Below are 18,053 nucleotides of genomic sequence, written 5' to 3'. Positions count from 1 at the left end.
TGGCGTGACGGACCTCACGTCCACGAGCCCGCCGGCGCCCGGGCGACCTCACGGTGGGCCCTCAGGTCCACCACAACCACCAGCCCCGCCGCCCGGTGCGCCGACAGGTGCACGGGTCGATGACCTGGGGTCCGCCCCCGGCGTCCTCCAGCCCGAACGAGGCCTGCACGGACGCCCAGAACGCCCGGCACTCGCACCCCGTCCCGGTGCAGGGCGCGTCGGACTCCACGAGCCGGAACGCGTCGAGCTCGGGGTGGTCGTAGACGACGAGCCCCTCGGCGCTCAGGCGCTCGTCGGCGCGGTTCGGCGGGACGAGGTACCCGTGCAGCTCGACCTCGCCGGGGTGCGCGACGGCCGCCCGCAGGAGCGAGCCCAGGGACGGGGCCGCGTTCTGGTGGTCCAGCAGGCGCTCGGCCGGCAGCCGGGCCAGGAGCGCCGCCGCGTCCGGCCACGGCAGGTCGCGGTACCGGGCGACGTCCCCCTCGCCCGACGGCGGGACCGGGACGTGGGGCCCCACGACGTCGAGGAGGTCCAGCGTCCAGCTCGGCCGGCCGGCGGCCAGGCGGCGCCAGCACTGCTCGAGGGTCTCGCGGTCACGGGTCGGGGACGGGGCGGGCACGGCGCGCAGGCTCATGCCCCGACCCTGCGCGGGAACGACCGGCCGTGGCCCCCGCCCGGTCCGGGCTGTGGACGACACGCCGCCGGGCCCGGCCTGGGTGTCCCGGGACGGCACGGACGACCACCGTCCACCGGGGAGGAGGACACTGCCGGTGTGCGCGAGATCACGGACGAGGACGACCTGCGGCAGCTCGTCGGCGACCCGGCGCCCCAGGCGCTGGCCAAGGAGCGCGACCACCTGCACGAGCTGGACCGGGCGTGGCTGGCGGCCTCCCCGTTCTGCCTGCTGGCCACGTCCGCCCCCGACGGCACGTGCGACGTCTCACCGCGCGGCGACCCGCCCGGCGTCGTCCACGTCCTCGACGACCGGACCGTCGCGCTGCCCGAGCGGCCGGGCAACCGGCGGGTCGACGGGTTGCGCAACGTCCTCGGCAACCCGCACGTGGGCCTGCTGAGCCTGCTCCCCGGCCGCGGCGACAGCCTGCGCGTCAACGGCCGCGCCCGGCTCGTCACCGACGCTCCCTTCCTCGACGACATGGTGGTGAAGGGCCACCGGCCGCTGCTGGCGGTCGTCGTCGAGGTCGAGCAGGTGTTCTCCCACTGCTCCAAGGCGTTCCTGCGCTCGCAGCTGTGGGACCCGCAGACGTGGACACCCCGGGCGGCCCCGCCCCGGGCCCAGCTGGCGAAGGCGCTGGAGCGGCCGGAGACGCCGCTGGAGGAGCTCGAGCGGTACTACGGCCCCAGCTACGCCGAGGGGCTGTACCGCAGCTGACCGTCCCCGCCGGGCGGGACCGGGTCCCGGAGGTCGCGAGCAGGTCCCCGGCCGGGTCGGGCGGTGCCACGATCGACGCAGGACCACCGGAGGACCGGCCGAGGACCACCGGAGGACGTCGGAGGAGGACGCGTGGAGAGCACCGTCGACCGCTGCGCGGACGCCCGCTGCCGCAGCACGGGCCGGACGACCGGGGCCGGGGCCGGGTTGGGCGCGGCCGGCGGCGCGGTCACCGGCATCCTCTTCCTCCTGTCGCCGCAGGGCTTCCCCCTCAGTGCCGCCCTCTTCTACGGCGGGATCGTCGGGGCCCTCGTGGGCGCCCTCCTCGGGACCGTGGCCGGCGCGCTCGGCGGCTGCCTGGCGGCCGCCCTGGCCCGCGCCGGGCACGACCGGGCGGCCCGGACCGCGCTCGCCGCGGTGGCCGGTGCCCTGACCGCGCTGACGGCGCTCGCGTTCCTGACCGTCTAGGTGCCGGCGCTCGGGCAGGCTCTCCTGGCGGGCGGGGTCGCGGCAGGACTGGCCTGGGTGGCCGCTCCCTGGTGCCTGCGACCGGTGGGTCGGTCGTGACCGTCCGGGTCGGCGGCGCACTCAGGGAGCTGACCGTCGAACTGGGGTTCTCACTGGTCCTCGTGCTCGCTGCGGAGGTCGTGCACCGCGGCACGGGGTGGGCCCGCCTCTGGTGCCTGTTCGGCGCGCTCGTCGTGGGGCACGGGGGTCGCGCCGTGCTGGTGCGTCGGCACCGCGCGCGGGGCGACGACGTCCGGGACCGGGGACAGGCAGACGCGGACCGGCCGGCGTCGCTACCGTCCCGGCATGTTCCGTGAACCCGGCCTCACCGGCCTCTTCGCCCTCGGCATCCCGCTCGTCCTCTGGGCCGTGGGCCTCGCCGTCACCGCGTACGTCGTCTACCGCGCCGTGAGGGCGGGGGTCCGGGACGGCATCCGCTCCGCGCGCGAGGACCGCGGTCCCGGGACCGACCCCCTCCGCTGAGCCGGCCGCCCGTCAGGCCCGCGAGGGGGCCGAGGTCAGCGGCTGGTTGAACCGGAGCTGGTTGCCCGAGGGGTCCCGGACCCCGAAGTCCCGCACGCCGTAGTGCTGGTCGACGGGCTCGGAGGTGATCTCCACCCCGGCGGCCGACAACGCGTCGTGCAGCGCGTCCACGTCGTCGGTCGTGAGGATGATCCGGGACATGAGGCCCTTGGCGAGCAGGTCCAGCGCGGCGTCACGGTCGGCCTGCGGGGCGTCGGGCCAGGACTGCGGGGTCTCCAGGACGACGTGGAGGTCGGGCTGGTCGGGTGGGGTCACCGTGACCCACCGCATGCCCTCGTAGGAGACGTCCTGGGTCACCGCGAACCCGAGCCGGTCGCGGTAGAAGGCCAGGGCCTCGTCGTGGTCGTGGACGGTCAGGACGACGTTGGTGACGGTCAGCACGTGGACGACGCTAGGGCGGCGGCCCCCGGTCGCGCTTCTCCGATCCTGCCCGGTCGGGACGCGCGCGCCAGGACGCAGCTGGGGATGAACGCGGCGGCGGAGTGGTCGCGGGCCCGGTAGGAGCTCGGGCTCTCCCCCACCAGGCGGGAGAACCGCGCGCTGAACGACCCCAGCGAGGAGCAGCCGACGGCGAAGCAGGCCTGCGTGACCGAGACGTCACCGCGGCGCAGCAGCGCCTTGGCCCGCTCGATCCGGCGGGTCATCAGGTAGTCGTACGGCGTCACGCCCCACGCCGCCTTGAAGCTGCGGGAGAAGTGGCCCGGTGACATGAGCGCCTGCCGGGCCAGCGCCGCGACGTCCAGCGGCTGCGCGTGGTCGCGGTCGATGCGGTCGCGGACCCGCCGCAGCCGGACCAGGTCGTCGCGGGACGGGGGCACCCCCCGAGTGTGGTCCGGCCACCGCGCGGCGTCCACGCCTCGCGAGCACGGGTTCGGACCGTGGCTGCCCCCGGGTACGTGGTGGAGGCGTTCGAGCGGCTCGACGCCCCACCCCGGTCGTCCTGGAGATCCCGAGCACGGCCCTCGCACGGACGTGCGCGCGGTCCAGCTCATCGAGCGCGTCCTCGACGCCGAACGACCCGGGTTCGTGTTCTTCCGCGTCCCGCTGCGGGGGTTCCGCCGCCTGCGGTTCGGCTCCCCCACCGGGTCGACGCAGGAGGCGCACGCGGCGGCGGTCGTCGAGCACGGCACCGTGGGCGAGCGCGACGAGCGGGAGCACACCGCCCGGTTCGACCCCGGCCTCCTCCACGCCGCCCCCGAGCACGGTGACGTCGAGGGCGTGTCCTGCGGCCACGACCACGTCGACGACTGCACCGGGAACCACGTCGGCAGCCAGCTCGGCGACGGCCCGGGCACGGCGGTCGTCGCCGGGGGCTCCCGGCCCGCCGACGGAGGAGCGCTCCCGGTGTCGCGTAGTTTCTGGCCGTGCCGTCCCACGAGCCCCTCCCCGACGTCGCCGCCACCGGACCGGACGAGCAGGACCTGGTCCGCGACCACCTCCGTTCCCTGAGCGAGGAGGCGCTGGTCGGGTTGCTGACCGACCGGCCGGAACTGCTGCGCGGAGCAGCCCCGGCCGACCTGGACGACCTCGCGCAGCGGCTGGCCGCCCCCGGGTACGTGGCGGAGGCCGTCGACCGGCTCGACGCCCCCACCTCGGTCGTCCTGGAAGCTCTCTCGTTCCTGGGTCGTGGCGCCCGGCTCGGCCGGCTGGTCGCACTGCTGGCCCCCGACGGTCCCGTGGACGACCCCGCCGGTGCGGTGCGGGCCCGGGTCGAGGACCTGCTGCGGGTCGGGCTCGTGGTGCCCGCCCCCACCCCGGCGCACCCCGACGGGCTGCGCACGACCCCGGGCGCCCAGCGGGTGCTGGTCCCGCTGCTGGGCGGCATCCCCCTGGACGACCTGCTGGAACGCACCGACGCGCCGGACCTGGCGCGGCGGTTGCGCGCCTGGGGGTTGCCCACCGACCCCGCCGGTGCCGTCCACCGGGTGCGGAACGTCCTGAACGACCCCGACCTGGTCCGGCGGCTGACCGCCCGCGCGGACGCGCGCACCGGTGCCGCGTTGCGGGAACTGGCCGAGGCCGTCCTGCGACCCCACGAGCAGTTCCGACCGGACCGCAGGGCGACGGCCGACGCCGTGGCCTGGGCGCTGGAGCACGGGCTCGCCTGGGACCTCTCCCAGGGTGCCCGCGTCCTGCCCCGGGAGGTGGCCCTCGCCCTGCTGGAGGGCTCGGTGCGCGTGCCCCTCCCCGTCCGCGGCCCCGACCTGCCCACCGTCCCGGTCGCCCCCGAGACCGCCCACCGCGCCGCGGCCGGCGCGGCGGTCGAGACCCTCACCGCCGTCTCGGCCGTCGTCGAGCTCCTCGCCCGCGCCCCCGTGCCCACCCGCAAGGACGGCTCCATCGGGGCCCGGGAGATCGGCCGGACCGCCAAGACCCTGGCCACCGACGCCCGGCTCGTGCGGTTCGCCCTGACCGCCGCGAACCAGCTGGGTCTGCTGGCCCGGGCGGGTGAGACCTCCATCACCGCCTCCCACCGCGCTCCGCAGTGGCGGCGGCGTCCGCCGGCCGAGCGCTACGCCGACCTGCTGCGCACCTGGTGGGACTGGCCGACCCTCGTCGTGCGCGACCGCGACCTGGACGACAGGCCCGCCGCGATCGGCGGGGGGACGACCGCGCCGCGGGCCGCCGAGATCCGCCGGGAACTGCTGCGCCACCTGGGCCGGCTGCCCGCCGGACGGGGCGTCACCTCCGCCGGGGACCTCTCTGCGCACCTCGCCTGGGCCCGGCCTCGCGCTCTGGAACCCCACGACGCCGACGACGTCGCCGACGTGCTGGCCGAGGCCGAACTCGTCGGCGCCGTGGCCGTGGGCACCCTCAGCGGCGCCGGCCACGCCCTCGTCGGGGACGACCGGGACGCCCTGGTCCGCGACGCCGACCTGCTCCTGCCCGCCGTGAACGCCCGCGCCAGCTTCGGCTCCGACCTGACCGTCCTGGTCGCCGGCGACCCCGCCGCCCACGTCGTCGACGTGCTGGACACCGTCGCGGAGCGCGAGGCCCGCGGCGCGGCGAACTCCTGGCGGTTCACCGACGCCACCTTCCGGGCCGCCCTCGACGCCGGGCACACCGTCGAGGACCTCCTGGACGGCCTGCGCGAACTCAGCGACAAACCGCTGCCGCAGACGCTGGAGTACCTCGCCCGCGACGTCGGCCGCCGCTACGGCAAGGTCGGGATCCGGCCCGCGGGCACCGTCCTGGTCGGTGAGGAAGCCCTGCTGGCCGAACTCCGCACCCACTCCGGGTTGCGCCGGTTCGCCCTGGTCGCGCTGGCCCCCACCGTGCTGGCCTCGGCCGCCGCGCCGGCCGACGTGCTCGCCGGCGTGCGCGCGGCGGGGTACCTGCCGCGGGAGGAGAACCTCGCCGGAGAACCCGTCGGCCACGCGGTGACGCGGGCCCGGCCCCACCTCGACGAACCCGCCGCTCCCGGCGGGCCGGACGCCTCCCCGGACGTCGCGGGCGCGCAGGACGTGGACCGCGACCCGGTCGCGCACGCGCTGCGGCTGCGCGCCGGCGCTCCGCCGGCCCCCGACCCCGCCGTGGAGAAACTCGCCCGCTCGCTGCGCAAGCGGGCCGAACTCCTGCCCGAGGGCGACGTCCGCCAACTCGCCCACGCCGTCGTGCACCGGAGCCCGGTCCACCTGACCGTGCTGTTCGGGGGTTTCTACGAGGACGCGGTGGTGCTGAGCGAGCCGACGGTGCGGGCCGGGGCGCTGTACGACGGTGGTCACCCCGTCGTCGCGGACGTGGCGATGGTGGTGACGGTGACCCCGCTGGAGTGAGCGGAGCCCGGAGGGTTTCTCCGCCGGACAGGCGGCGCGTCAGCCGCGCAGCGCGCGAGCCCACGCTCCGAGCCGGTCCTGGACGGCCGGCAGCTCCACCTCACCGGTGCCGTGCTGCTCGACCCGTCGCGGCGCGAGGGTCACTGCGAGACGCGACTGCTCGGCGAGCAGACGACGGTCGAACCCGTCGGCGTCCAGGGAATCGGTGAAGAGGTCCACGTCCTCGGTGGGCCGGTCGATCATCGCGTGCTCGCGGATGGCACCCGACCCCGCCAGGACGAACCCCTTGCCGGCGGTCGCTGCGAGCAGCAGGCGCGTGACGTACCGCTGGTGCGCGAGCAGGTCCATCAACCGACCACGTCCGCCGAGGCGGTCCACACCAACACGGGGAACGCTTCCTCCCACAGGGTCCGGCAGCGCACGGGGAGGGTCAGGTCGCGCCACACGCGGACCAGCGTGGCGGCGTCGAGGAGCTCGCGCTGCTGCCGCACCGTTCCCTCGCGCACCACGGCCTGGTAGGCCCAGACCAGCTCGGAAGGGTCGTCGAGGTCCACGACGCGGCTCGGCCCCCAGTGGACGGAGTGGGGCAGTGCGAGGTGGCCGCCGGTGGGCCCGGTCAGGAGGTCGAGGAAGGCGGGACGTCGTAGGGCACGACGTCCTGGTAGCGGATCCGGGGCGCGTTCACGCCGCCTCACCACCTCGGATGCGCCGGTAGGCCTCCTTGCGCATGAACTCCACGAGCACCGTCTGGAAGGCCGGGTCGTCGAAGTACTTGGTGAACAGCGCCTCGTTGGCGTTCTGCCGGTCGATGACGAAGTCGTCGACCCGCTTGTCGAAGCGGTACCCGAAGTTCTCCTCGGAGTTCTCCATCGCCACCGCACGCATCTCCGGGTCCAGAGTGCTCTGCACCACGTACTGCTCGACGAGGAGGGTGTCCGCCTCCCCGAGGTCGAGCCCGAACTTGGAGTTCAGGGCGGCGATGATCTCGGACAGCCGCACCTTCTCCGGGTCGTTCTGGGCTCCCGCCCCGCCGCCCGTGGCCGGGGGGAGGCCGTCCTCTCCGTCCCCGGCGGCGAGGGACACGTCGTGTTCGCCGGTGATCTGCGTGCGCAGGTGGGTCAAGGTGGCGGCGTCGCTGACGTCGACGTCACCGTCCTCCCCCTCCAGCTTCGGCAGACGCGTGAGGAGGGCGCTGCCGTAGTAGAAGAGCTCCTCGAGGTCCACCTCGTGCCAGGTGATGACCTGCCCGAGGAAGGCGTACATGCGGACGAAGTCGCGCAGTGCGGTGCGGAAGTCCTCCTGGTCCGCTGGTTCCGGCATGGCCCGGTAGCGTTCGAGCGCGGCGTCGGTCGTGGCGTACAGGACTTCGTTGCCGCTCAGTTCGCCCTTGAGGAGGGCCGCGACGAAGGTGCTGACGTCGGCGGGGTGGACGATCGCGTGGCTCTCGATGCGCTGCTGCAGCGTGTAGAGCAGGTTCGGGTCGGTCGGTTCGGTCCAGGTCGTCTCGAAGAACGGCCGGAAAGCCTCCTTGAGGTCCTCGGCGTCGTTGGCGAAGTCGAGGACGAAGGTCCCCTCCTTGCCAGGTGTCGTCCGGTTGAGCCGGGACAGGGTCTGGACAGCCTTGACCCCGTCCAGCTTCTTGTCGACGTACATGGTGTGGAGCAGGGGTTCATCGAAACCGGTCTGGTACTTCTCGGCGACGATGAGCACCTGGTAGTCGGACTCGTCGAACGGGTCCTCGCCCTTGAAGCGGGCCGCGGTCTCCGTCTCGGGGATGGGGTTGCCGGCGCGGTCGCGGTTCAGCCGGGGTTCGGTCCACTCCTCGCCGGGGACGTCGGGGTCTTCGACCTTCCCGGAGAACGCGACGAGGGCCTTGACGTCTTGGTACCCCTTGCCGGCGATGTACTTCTCGATCGCCTGGTGGTAGCGCACGGCGTGCAGGCGGGATCGGGTGACCACCATCGCCTTGGCGCGACCGCCGATTTTGCCCGCGGTGACCGTGCGGAAGTGCTCCACGATGATCTCGGCCTTCTGGGCCAGGTTGGAGGGGTGCAGGCTCACGAACCGGGCGAGCTTCTGGCTGGCCTTGCGCTTGTCGACCTCAGGGTCGCTCCCGGCGGACCCCTCGACGGTCTGGGCACCGTTGGCGAGGCGGTAGTACGTCGTGTAGGTGACGTAGTTGGCGAGCACGTCGAGGATGAACCCCTCGTCGACGGCCTGCCGCATCGAGTACAGGTGGAACGCCTCGTGGCGGAACCCACTGTCCCTGGTCGGGTCGGGGATCTTCTCGCCGAACAGCTCCAGCGTCTTCTGCTTCGGGGTGGCGGTGAAGGCGAAGAACGAGAGGTTGGCCTGTCGGCCCCGGTCACGTGCGCTGGCCAGGAGGAGGTCACCGACGTCCGCGCTCAGCGCGTCCTCCGGGTCGCTCGCCTGCTCCTCCGCCGCGTCCGCCGCTTCGGCGGCGGCCAGCGCGTCGGGGCCGGTCCCGAGCACGGACTTCAGCCCCTTCGCGGCCTCCCCCGACTGCGAGGAGTGCGCCTCATCGACGATGACGGCGTACCGCTTGCCGCCGCCGACCGCCCCGACGGCCTTCTTGACGACGGGGAACTTCTGCAGGGTGGTGATGACGATCTGCGCCGTGGACCCGGTGAGCGCGTCCGCGAGCTGCTGGGAGTTCTTGTCGATGCGTTCGACGACGCCGGGGGTGTGGTCGAACTGCGCGATGGTCTCCTGCAGCTGCCGGTCCAGGACGACCCGGTCGGTGACGACGACGACCTTGTGGAAGACCTTCGTGTCCGGCCCGAGGTTCTTCGCCGCCCCCTGCAGCGAACTCGCGTCGGTGGCGGTGTGCAGGGTGGAGAGCCGGTGGGCGAGCCACGCGATGCTGTTGGACTTCCCCGAGCCCGCCGAGTGCTGCAGCAGGTACGCCCGGCCCGGCCCGTGGGTGGAGGCGTGGGCGTCGAGCTTCTTCACGACGTCCCACTGGTGGTAGCGGGGGAAGATCGTCGTGGTCTTCGCGGCCTTCTTGCTCGTGCCGGGTTCGTGCTCGACGTGGACGAAGCGGTGCAGGAGGTCCAGCCAGGCGTCGCGCTGCCAGACCTGCTCCCACAGGTAGCGGGTGCGGTAGCCGGTGGTGGAGGACGGGTTGCCCTGTCCCCCGTGCCGGCCCGGACCGTTCGAGCCCTGGTTGAAGGGTAGGAAGTACGCCTGCGGACCGACGGTCGTGGAGAGGAAGACGAGGTCGGGGTCGACGGCGAAGTGCACGACCGTCCGCTTAGCGAAGATGAGGTCGGTCGGGTACCGCTGCTCCCGGTACTGCTTCTTCGCCTGCTCCACGCCCTGACCGGTCAACGGGTTCTTCAGCTCGGCCGTCGCGACGGGGACGCCGTTGAGGGAGAGCAGCAGGTCGAGGGAGTCGTGCGGGTGCGACTCGGAGTGGTGGACCTGGCGCGTCACCGTGAGGCGGTTGGCGGCGTAGGCCTGCTGCAGGCTCGCGGTGATGCCGTGAGCGGGCTTGAACTGGGCGATCTTGATCAGCTGCCCCTTGTTCTTCACCCCGTGGCGGAGGACGTCGATGACGCCGCGGGTGCTGAGTTCGCTCGCCACCCACTGCGCGAACTGCTTCTGCGCCGTGTCGACGTCGGCGTACTGCGCGACGACCTTCGCCCACTTCGCGGCCTGGGTAGCGCCGATGAAGGTGAACAGCTCCCCCGTGTCCAGGCCGAGGCCGCGACGGTATGCGCTCGGGTCACCTCGGTGCCAGTCGTGGGCGAGGAGGTGGGCCTCGATGGTGGCTTCGAACGCGGCCTCGGAGTGGACGCTCATGTCGTCGAGACCTTTCGGGCAGTGGTGACGTCGAACTGGCCGGTGACGGCGGCGGTGATGAGGGCTTGCTTGCGTTCCTGGAGCAAGGCGATCTGCCGTTCGAGTGCCGCGTCGAGCGCGGCGTCGTCCTGTTCCGCTAGTTGCAGCTCATCGAGGATCTGTCGCTGTCTGGCGACGTCAGGGAGCGGGAAGCGAAAACCGAGGACTTTGCTGCTGTTCGTGGACGCCAGGTTGGTGCTTCGACTGCCCGTGATCTCGAAGTACCGTCGCGCGTGGTGAGTTCGCGTCAGTGCAGCCAGGTACTCGGGGAGGAGCCGGTCAGGGTGAGGGCGCAGAGCGAAGACGTGGTTCTGGTGTAGGCACGGATCGATCTCTCCTCGCCACACCGTCCCCCGCCCCAGCTTGTCGAGGTCGCCTCCTTCGGTCACCAGGACGTCCCCCGACCTGAGCATGAATCTTGCGGCGACCCGCGGATCGAGCTTGACGGTTTTGACTACCGAGAGGTCCAGTCGGTCGCTTTGCACATTGGCCACCGAAAGGTACGGGTATTCGACGGAACCTGCACGTTGGGCATCAATAGTCAGACCTGACTGAAGGTCAGCAACCCATGCGAGCTTCATGAAACTGGCGCCGTCATCCCTCAGCCACGGATAGTTTGCCCGCGAGCCGCCCCCCGGCAAGCGCGGGTTCGTCAATAGCCAGGACACTCGCGTGTCGCTACGCTGTGCAATTTTAATACGCTGCTTGTGTCGCATTCGGATTGCCTGATCGACAAGGCCAACCTGGACGTCGAGGAAGTCAGCAGTACGGCCTTGCTGAAATATCGACAAACACGGAAAAGGCAACGGCCTGACGCGCTCAGAACTCAGATGCCAGATCGCCAAGCCCTGGGCTGTAGCACCGTATAGTCCCGATCCATGCGCATGACGCGACCACCAGTACAGGAAACGCGGATGTGTACCTGGTCTCGCCCGCAGCCGCACAAGCGTGTTCTGGAACGCGACACCGGGAACGGATGCGTCCCACATCGCGGTCTGCCCGACTTGAGCTCGACTACCCGACGCCTCCGTAACTAGGACGTCTCCTGACCGGAGCGAGTACCGGACCTGCTCCGCTTGGTCGAAGTGCATCATCTTGATGTCTTTGAGAACGAGTTCGCCGTCCCGCACATTCGCAGCTCGAAGGTAAGGAGTCTGATTCGGGCCTGTTTCACTGGACGGGTTACGCATTCGCCCAAGAGTCACTTCAGCAGCAAGGCGCAGCGGCTGCGTCTTCATCGCGCCACCCCCGTCAGCAGCCGCTGGATCTCGACCTCCACTTGAAGGATTTCCGCGTCGATCTCCTCCAGCGGACGTGGCGGCACGTACTCGTAGAAGAACCGCGTGAACGGGATCTCGTATCCCACCCGCGTCTTGCTCTCGTCCACCCAGGCGTCCGGCACGTGCGACAGCACCTCCCGCGCCACGTACTCGCCGATCTCCTCGGTCAACGGCACGTTCTCGTTGTCCCGCAGGTCAGGGTCGGGCAGCACCTGCTTCTTGCCGTCCAGCTGCGGCTCGGCCTCCGGGTCCGGGACGGCGCACGCCGCGAGGATCGCCTTGCGCACCGGCGCCGCGAGGGTCGGCAACCCCGCCGCGGAGGCCTCCCTCCAGAACACCTTCCACAAGCCGGCTTCGGTCGTCTCGGAGGTCCCGACCAGCCCCCGCAGCACCCCGCGGATCGCGTCGTGGTCGATGTCCGCCTTGAGGAACGGCTTGGCGATCTCGACGGCGGCGACGGCCTCCTCGGTCACGTCCCACCTCCGTCGCAGGGGACGCTCGACCGTGATGCGCTGGTACCCGAAGTCCTCGTTGGCGAACACCCGCACCCGCTCGTCGCTCAGGTCGCCCGCCAGCGCGTCGTGGTAGAGCCGGGTCACGTCGGCGATCTGCTCGTCGCTGACGTACTTGCGCTTGTCGCCCAAGGACTTGCGCATCTTCGTCCACGACTCGCGCGCGTCCAGCAGCAGGACCTTGCCCTTGCGTTCGGGCGCCTTGCGGTTCGTCAGGACCCAGAAGTACGTCGAGATCCCGGTGTTGTAGAACAACTGGTCCGGCAGGCCGACGACGGCCTCCAGCCAGTCGTTCTCGATGATCCACTTGCGGATCTCCGACTCCCCCGACCCGGCGCCGCCGGAGAACAGGGGGGATCCGGAGAAGACGATCGCCAGCCGGCTCCCGCCCTTCTCCACGGGCTTCATCTTCGAGATCATGTGCTGCAGGAACAGCAGGCTGCCGTCGGAGACCCGCGGCAGGCCCACCCCGAAGCGGCCGGCCATCCCCAGGTTGGCCTGCTCGTCCGTGATGGTCTTCTGGATCCGCTTCCAGTCGACCCCGAACGGCGGGTTGGCCAGCAGGTAGTCGAACGTGCGGCCTCCGAACGCGTCCGCGGACAGGCTGTTGCCCAGCTGGATGCTCTCCGGTTCCTGCTGCTTGATCATCAGGTCCGAACGGGCCATGGCCCACGTCTCGCCGTTGAGCTCCTGCCCGAAGATCTCCAGGGTGGCGTTCTCGTTCAGGTCGTGCAGGTGCTCCTGCCCGCCGATGAGCATGCCGCCCGTGCCGCACGCGGGGTCGAACATCGACCGGACCGGAGCGCTGCCCCGCAGCGCCTCGTCGTCCTCGGAGAAGAGGATGTTGACCATGAGCTTGATGACCTCGCGCGGGGTGAAGTGCTCACCCGCGGTCTCGTTGCTCATCTCGTTGAACCGCCGCAGCAGTTCCTCGAAGATGTAGCCCATCGCCTCGTTCGGCACCGCGTCCGGCCCGAGGTCCACGTCGTGGAACCGGCTCACCACCTGGTACAGGAGCCCCGCCGCGTCGAGGCGCTCCACGTGGTTGGCGAAGTTGTACTTCTCCAGCACCTCGGCCGTGCCCGCCGAGAACGCCGAGGCGTACTGCAGGAGGTTTGCAGCGAGGTTCTCGTGGTCGTCGAGGAGACGGGTGAAGTCCAGAGGGCTCGTGTTGTAGAACGGCTGCTTCGCCGCCCCCTTGAGGATGCGGTCCTTGTTCTGCACCGTGAGCGCGGCGTCACGTTCGAGGACCTTCGTCTTCGTCGGGGCGAGAGCGCAGTCGAGGCGGCGCAGCACCGTCAACGGCAGGATGACCTGCCCGTACTCGTGGGGCCGGTAGTCCCCACGAAGCAGGTCGGCGATCGACCAGATGAAGCCGACCTTGTCCCCGAAGCCTTCGACCTGCGTCACTGCTGCGCCCCCATCGTCGAGTTGCTGTCACACACGGTAGCCAGGCCCGTGACCTCAGCATCGTCCTCATCCTATGATTGGGATGAAGGCACTGGCTCTGAGGATGAGGACTCGATCCGTGGTCGATGCACGTCTGCCGACGCTCCTGGCGGACCTCCGTGAGCACCGAGCGGAGTCAGGCGCCCTCGAGGCCAAAGCCGCTCGCGACGCCGTCCCCAAGGACGCCCTCGAGACGCTCTGCTCCTTCGCCAACACCCCCGGGGGCGGGACGCTGCTGCTCGGCATCGTGGAGAACCAGTCGTTCGACGTCGTGGGGGTGGCCGATGCCGCCAAGACGCAAGCCGATGTCGTCTCCTGGTGCGCCGACCGCTTCACGCCTCCGCTGCGCCCGACCGTGAGCATCGAGACCGACGCCGGACGCTCGGTGGTGATCGTCGACGTCGAGGAGCTCCCCCGCAGCGAGAAGCCGTGCTACGTCTCCGCGCAGGGAATGGTGCGCGGCTGCTACCTGCGTGTCGGGGAGAGCGACCGCCGACTGACCGCCGAGGAAGTGCAGCAACTCGTGGCCGAACGTGGTCAACCCACGTTCGACACGGAGGTCGTGCCCGGCGCAGCGGTCACCGACCTCGATGAGGACGTGGTCGCGGCCTACCTCCGCCGGGTTCGAGCGCGGAGCGCACGAGCCTTCACGGGCGTGGACGACCACACGGTGCTGACCATGACGGGGGTTCTCGCGGTCGAGGCCGACGGGACGCCCCGCCCGACCATCGCCGGTCTCCTGGCCCTGGGGAGGTACCCGCAGCAGTTCCTGCCGCAGGTCAACACGACCTTCGTCAGCTACCCCACACCGGCCGGAGCGGACGACTCCGGCGGGGTCCGGTTCCTGGACAACGTGGCGGCCGACGGCTCGATCCCCGAGATGGTCTTGGCGGTGCTCACCGCCGTCCAGCGCAACTCGGCCCGCCGAGCTGTGGTGCAGGGAGCAGGACGGGTCGACGTCCCCGACTTCCCGGAGACAGCCCTGCGCGAGGTGATCGTCAACGCCCTCGTCCACCGCGACCTCAGCTCTGGATCCCGCGGTACCCAGGTGCAGGTGGAGATGTACCCCGACCGCCTCGTCATCAAGAACCCGGGTGGCCTGTTCGGTGCGGTGGACATCGCGCACCTCGGCGACGACGGCCGCTCGTCGGCCCGCAACGCACGCCTGCTGCGCATCCTCGAGGACGTCCCGCTGCCCCACGGCGGTGTCGTCTGCGAGAACCGGGGCTCCGGGGTGCGGACGATGGTCGCGGCTCTCCGTCGAGCGGGCATGGGACTGCCGTCCTTCACGGACGGGGTGACCACCTTCAGCGTCAAGTTCCCCAACCACACGCTGCTCGACGACGACACCATCCGCTGGCTGGGGCGGTTGACCACTGACCGCCTCCGTGACACCCAACGACTCGCTCTCGCCGCGATGCGACGGGGAGACCGCCTGGACAACAGCACCTACCGGCGACTGACCGGCGTGACCGACAGCCGTACCGCGACGTACGAACTCCAGGACCTCGTCGCACGAGAGCTGGTCGAGCAGCACGGCACCCGCCGGGGGAGTTCCTACGCCCTGTCGCAGCTCGCCCGGACGAGCGGCCCAGGCGGACGACGCCCGCACCCCGATCGCGGCCGGCAGATCGTGGAGCTCCTGCAGCTCCGCCGGGAGCTCAGCAAGGCCGAGGTGGTCGAGGAGCTGGGTCTGGGCACCAAGACCGTCGAGCACTGGTTGCGTCTCCTCAAGAGGGATGGACTCATCGAGACGTCTTCTCCGCCACGAAGCCGGAACACCCGCTACCGCCTCACCAGCACAGTCACCAACTCATCATCCTCGATATGAAACTTCTCATCCCATATTTAGGATGAAGGGGATCTTCGTGAGGATGAGGGTCTAATCTCACCCCTCCGAGCGAACCGTCAGGACGATCAGCCCAGCCACTCCCGCGCCGCCTCCAGCGCCCAGTAGCTCAGCACGATCTGCGCCCCACCCCGCCGCAGCGCCAGCAGCGACTCCAACGCCACCCGCTCGCGGTCGATCGCGCCCGCCTGCGCGGCGAACTCGACCATCGCGTACTCCCCCGACACCTGGTAGCTCGCGACGGGCACGTCCGCCACGTCCGCGACCGCGCGCAGCACGTCGAGGTAGGGCAGACCGGGTTTGACCATCACCATGTCGGCGCCCTCGTCGAGGTCGAGCCGCACCTCGCGCAGCGCCTCGGACACGTTCGCGGCCGGGTCCTGCTGGTAGGTGCGGCGGTCGCCCTTGAGCTGGGAGTTCACGGCCTCGCGGAACGGGCCGTAGAACCCGCTCGCGTACTTCACCGCGTAGGCGAACAGGGCGACGTCGTCGTACCCGCCGGAGTCCAGGACGCCGCGCAGCACGCCGATCTGGCCGTCCATCATCCCGCTGGGCCCCAGCACGTGCGCCCCCGCGGCCGCCTGGGCCAGCGCCATCGAGGCGTACCGCTCCAGGGTGGCGTCGTTGTCGACGCGACCGCGGTCGTCGAGGACGCCGCAGTGGCCGTGGTCGGTGAACTCGTCCAGGCACAGGTCGGCCATGACGACGAGGTCGTCGCCCACCGCGTCCCGCACGTCCCGCAGCGCGACGTTGAGGATCCCGTCGGGGTCGTCGGCACCGGACCCGGTCGCGTCGAGCCGCTCGGGCACGCCGAACAGCATGATCCCGCCGAGCCCGGCCGCCGCGGCCTCCTTCGCCGTGGCCGCGAGCGAGGCGCGGGTGTGCTGCACGACGCCCGGCAGCGTGCGGACGGGCTGGTCCTGCGTGATGCCCTCCCGCACGAAGACGGGCAGGACGAGGTCCCCCGGGTGCAGGTGCACGTCGGTCACCAGCCGGCGCATCGCCGGGGTGGAACGCAGGCGGCGGGGACGGACGGGCAGCTGCACCACGGTGGGACCTCTCCAGCGCGCGCAGCGCGCCGACCTCAGCGCGCGCGGCGGCGCGCGGACGACTTCTTCTGGCTGGGCCGCAGGACGGGCTCCCCCGCCTCCAGCGCACCGGCCCGCAGGCCCTGGCCGTAGGCCGCGAGCGCCTCGACGAGGGCACCGGCGCTCGGCTCGGCGGCGAGGACGTCGACCCGCAGGCCGTGCTCCTCGGCCGTCTTGGCCGTGGCCGGGCCGATGCACGCGACGACCGTCGAGGGGTGCGGCTTGCCCGCGATCCCGACGAGGTTGCGCACCGTCGAGCTCGACGTGAAGACGACCGCGTCGAACGCGCCCGTCTTGATGGCGTCGCGCACGGGCGCGGCGGGCGGCGCGGCGCGCACGGTCCGGTAGGCCGTGACGTCGTCGACCTCCCAGCCGTTCTCCTGCAGCCCCGCCACGAGGGTGTCGGTGGCGATGTCGGCGCGCGGCAGGAACACCCGGTCGATGGGATCCAGGACCTCGTCGTAGGGGGGCCACGCCTCGAGCAACCCGGCGGCCGACTGCTCGGTCTCGGGCAACAGGTCGGGTTCGATCCCCCACTCGCGCAACGCTTCCGCGGTGACCCCGCCGACGGCGGCGACCTTGAGGCCGGAGAACGCGCGGGCGTCGAGGCCGTACTCGGTGAACTTCTCCCGCACGGCGCGGACGGCGTTGACGGAGGTGAACCCGATCCACTCGTACCGGCCGGTGACCAGGCCCTTGACGGCCTTCTCCATCTGCTGCGGCGTGCGCGGCGGCTCGACGGAGATGGTGGGCACGACCTCGGCGGTGGCGCCGTGGTCGGACAGGCGGGTCGTGATGGCGCCGGCCTGCTCCTTGGTCCGCGGGACGAGGACGCGCCAGCCGAACAGCGGCTTCGTCTCGTACCAGCTGCCCTGCTCGCGCAGGGCGACGACCTCGCCGAGGACGGCCGTCGTGGGTGAGCCGTCGAGGACGGTCGCGGCCGCCTCGAGCGTGCCGAGGGTCGCGGTCGTCGTCGTCTGAGTGGTCGTCGTGCCGTGCGAGGTGAGCGCGACGGGCGTGGCCGGGGACCGGCCGGCGGCGAGCAGGCCGCGGGCGGCGGCGGCGATGTCGTCCCCGGTGCCGAGGACGACGACGGTGGCGTCGGCGTCGGCGTGCCGGGACCAGTCCAGGGTGCGACCGGCCGGGTGCACGACGTTGACGCTCGAGGTCGACGTCGTGGTCATGGGGACGCCGGCGTAGGCGGGCACGGCGTTGACGGCCGAGACGCCGGGAACGACGTCGAAGCCGATCCCGGACTTGCGGCAGGCCGCCACCTCGTCGACGAGGCCCGTGAACGTCGAGGGGTCGCCGTCCATGAGGCGCACGACGCGGCCACCGGCCTTGGCCGCCCGCACGACGAGCTTGGCGCGCGCGGCGCGGGTCAGGGGCTGGCCGTCGTCGCCGAACCCGGCGTCGAGCACCTCGACGCCGGTGCGGCCGAAGCGGGCCACGAGGTCCTCGCGGCTGTCCTGGTCGAGGACGACCACGTCGGCGGTGCGCAGCAGGTCCACGGCGCGCACGGTGAGCAGCCCGGGGTCGCCGGGGCCGGCCCCGACGAAGGAGACGTGCCCGAGCTCCTTCTCGGCCTTGGTGGCGCGGTCCTTGTCGCCGACCTTGTCCTTGCGGACCGACCCCTTCGACGGCGTCCTCTTCGAGCGGGGCTGGGCGGGCACCTCGTCGCGGCTCTTCTTCGCGTCGACCACGTCGGGCAGGACGCTCACCTCGGGGGCCGCCGCCACCGCGTCGACCGGCACCTGCTCCGGGTCGGCGACGCGGGGGCTGTTCGTCATCGTGC

General features: G+C 71.7%; 16 protein-coding genes. 6 read left to right on the top strand and 10 right to left on the bottom strand.

The window, feature by feature from the left end:
* Window positions 1-61 precede the first annotated feature (61 nt).
* On the bottom strand, window positions 62-634 hold the full coding sequence (locus AB2L28_RS09910) for a hypothetical protein (RefSeq protein WP_370718593.1): 573 nt from the start codon (window positions 632-634) through the stop codon (window positions 62-64).
* A 138-nt stretch (window positions 635-772) separates the two neighbouring features.
* Between AB2L28_RS09910 and AB2L28_RS09905 the strand changes: the two genes are divergently transcribed.
* The 3 genes from AB2L28_RS09905 to AB2L28_RS09895 all read left to right on the top strand — a co-directional run bounded on the left by AB2L28_RS09905 (window position 773) and on the right by AB2L28_RS09895 (window position 2,380).
* Entirely contained in the window at window positions 773-1,390 is a 618-nt protein-coding gene (locus tag AB2L28_RS09905; protein WP_370718592.1) for a pyridoxamine 5'-phosphate oxidase family protein, read from the top strand.
* Between the two features lie 132 nt (window positions 1,391-1,522).
* Window positions 1,523-1,858 (top strand): hypothetical protein, encoded by a 336-nt coding sequence (locus AB2L28_RS09900; RefSeq protein ID WP_370718591.1) that lies wholly within the window; start codon window positions 1,523-1,525, stop codon window positions 1,856-1,858.
* Window positions 1,859-2,203: 345 nt separating this feature from the next.
* A complete protein-coding gene (locus tag AB2L28_RS09895; RefSeq protein ID WP_370718590.1) occupies window positions 2,204-2,380 on the top strand; it encodes a hypothetical protein in 177 nt (58 codons plus the stop codon).
* Window positions 2,381-2,392: 12 nt separating this feature from the next.
* Here AB2L28_RS09895 and AB2L28_RS09890 read toward each other — a convergent pair whose 3' ends face one another.
* Both AB2L28_RS09890 and AB2L28_RS09885 read right to left on the bottom strand, forming a co-directional pair.
* The gene (locus AB2L28_RS09890; RefSeq protein ID WP_370718589.1) at window positions 2,393-2,821 is read right to left on the bottom strand and encodes a VOC family protein; all 429 of its coding nucleotides are present in this window, start codon (window positions 2,819-2,821) and stop codon (window positions 2,393-2,395) included.
* Window positions 2,815-3,258: a helix-turn-helix transcriptional regulator gene (locus tag AB2L28_RS09885; RefSeq protein ID WP_370718588.1), complete on the bottom strand. Its 444-nt coding sequence runs from the start codon at window positions 3,256-3,258 to the stop codon at window positions 2,815-2,817. The genes AB2L28_RS09890 and AB2L28_RS09885 overlap by 7 nt, the downstream gene beginning before the upstream one ends.
* Before the next feature lie 154 nt (window positions 3,259-3,412).
* Here AB2L28_RS09885 and AB2L28_RS09880 point away from each other — a divergent pair, with 154 nt between their 5' ends.
* Both AB2L28_RS09880 and AB2L28_RS09875 read left to right on the top strand, forming a co-directional pair.
* Window positions 3,413-3,889, top strand: coding sequence for a metallophosphoesterase family protein (locus tag AB2L28_RS09880; protein ID WP_370718587.1), 477 nt, complete (start codon window positions 3,413-3,415; stop codon window positions 3,887-3,889).
* The gene (locus tag AB2L28_RS09875; protein WP_370718586.1) at window positions 3,805-6,216 is read left to right on the top strand and encodes a helicase-associated domain-containing protein; all 2,412 of its coding nucleotides are present in this window, start codon (window positions 3,805-3,807) and stop codon (window positions 6,214-6,216) included. The genes AB2L28_RS09880 and AB2L28_RS09875 overlap by 85 nt, the downstream gene beginning before the upstream one ends.
* 39 nt (window positions 6,217-6,255) lie before the next feature.
* On the opposite strand, the gene AB2L28_RS09870 is transcribed toward AB2L28_RS09875, so the two are convergent.
* The 5 genes from AB2L28_RS09870 to AB2L28_RS09850 all read right to left on the bottom strand — a co-directional run bounded on the left by AB2L28_RS09870 (window position 6,256) and on the right by AB2L28_RS09850 (window position 13,282).
* A complete protein-coding gene (locus AB2L28_RS09870) occupies window positions 6,256-6,564 on the bottom strand; it encodes a hypothetical protein (RefSeq protein ID WP_370718585.1) in 309 nt (102 codons plus the stop codon).
* On the bottom strand, window positions 6,564-6,770 hold the full coding sequence (locus tag AB2L28_RS09865) for a hypothetical protein (RefSeq protein ID WP_370718584.1): 207 nt from the start codon (window positions 6,768-6,770) through the stop codon (window positions 6,564-6,566). The genes AB2L28_RS09870 and AB2L28_RS09865 overlap by 1 nt, the downstream gene beginning before the upstream one ends.
* Window positions 6,771-6,897: 127 nt before the next feature.
* Entirely contained in the window at window positions 6,898-10,041 is a 3,144-nt protein-coding gene (locus AB2L28_RS09860) for a type I restriction endonuclease subunit R (RefSeq protein WP_370718583.1), read from the bottom strand.
* A complete protein-coding gene (locus AB2L28_RS09855) occupies window positions 10,038-11,318 on the bottom strand; it encodes a restriction endonuclease subunit S (protein WP_370718582.1) in 1,281 nt (426 codons plus the stop codon). The genes AB2L28_RS09860 and AB2L28_RS09855 overlap by 4 nt, the downstream gene beginning before the upstream one ends.
* On the bottom strand, window positions 11,315-13,282 hold the full coding sequence (locus AB2L28_RS09850; protein WP_370718581.1) for a type I restriction-modification system subunit M: 1,968 nt from the start codon (window positions 13,280-13,282) through the stop codon (window positions 11,315-11,317). Before AB2L28_RS09850 ends, AB2L28_RS09855 begins: the two co-directional genes overlap by 4 nt.
* 118 nt (window positions 13,283-13,400) lie before the next feature.
* Here AB2L28_RS09850 and AB2L28_RS09845 point away from each other — a divergent pair, with 118 nt between their 5' ends.
* Window positions 13,401-15,152, top strand: coding sequence for an ATP-binding protein (locus AB2L28_RS09845; protein ID WP_370718580.1), 1,752 nt, complete (start codon window positions 13,401-13,403; stop codon window positions 15,150-15,152).
* 86 nt (window positions 15,153-15,238) lie between these two features.
* Here the strand turns inward: AB2L28_RS09845 and hemB are convergent, their stop codons facing one another.
* Both hemB and AB2L28_RS09835 read right to left on the bottom strand, forming a co-directional pair.
* Window positions 15,239-16,219 (bottom strand): porphobilinogen synthase, encoded by a 981-nt coding sequence (hemB, locus tag AB2L28_RS09840; RefSeq protein ID WP_370718579.1) that lies wholly within the window; start codon window positions 16,217-16,219, stop codon window positions 15,239-15,241.
* 35 nt (window positions 16,220-16,254) lie between these two features.
* Window positions 16,255-18,048: a bifunctional uroporphyrinogen-III C-methyltransferase/uroporphyrinogen-III synthase gene (locus AB2L28_RS09835; RefSeq protein ID WP_370718838.1), complete on the bottom strand. Its 1,794-nt coding sequence runs from the start codon at window positions 18,046-18,048 to the stop codon at window positions 16,255-16,257.
* Window positions 18,049-18,053: the final 5 nt, after the last annotated feature.

The sequence above is a fragment of the Kineococcus mangrovi genome (genome assembly GCF_041320705.1).
In the GTDB taxonomy this organism is placed as follows: domain Bacteria; phylum Actinomycetota; class Actinomycetes; order Actinomycetales; family Kineococcaceae; genus Kineococcus; species Kineococcus mangrovi.
The sequence above is the reverse complement of the archived record's forward strand: the minus strand, read 5'-3'. Positions and strand labels throughout refer to the sequence as shown.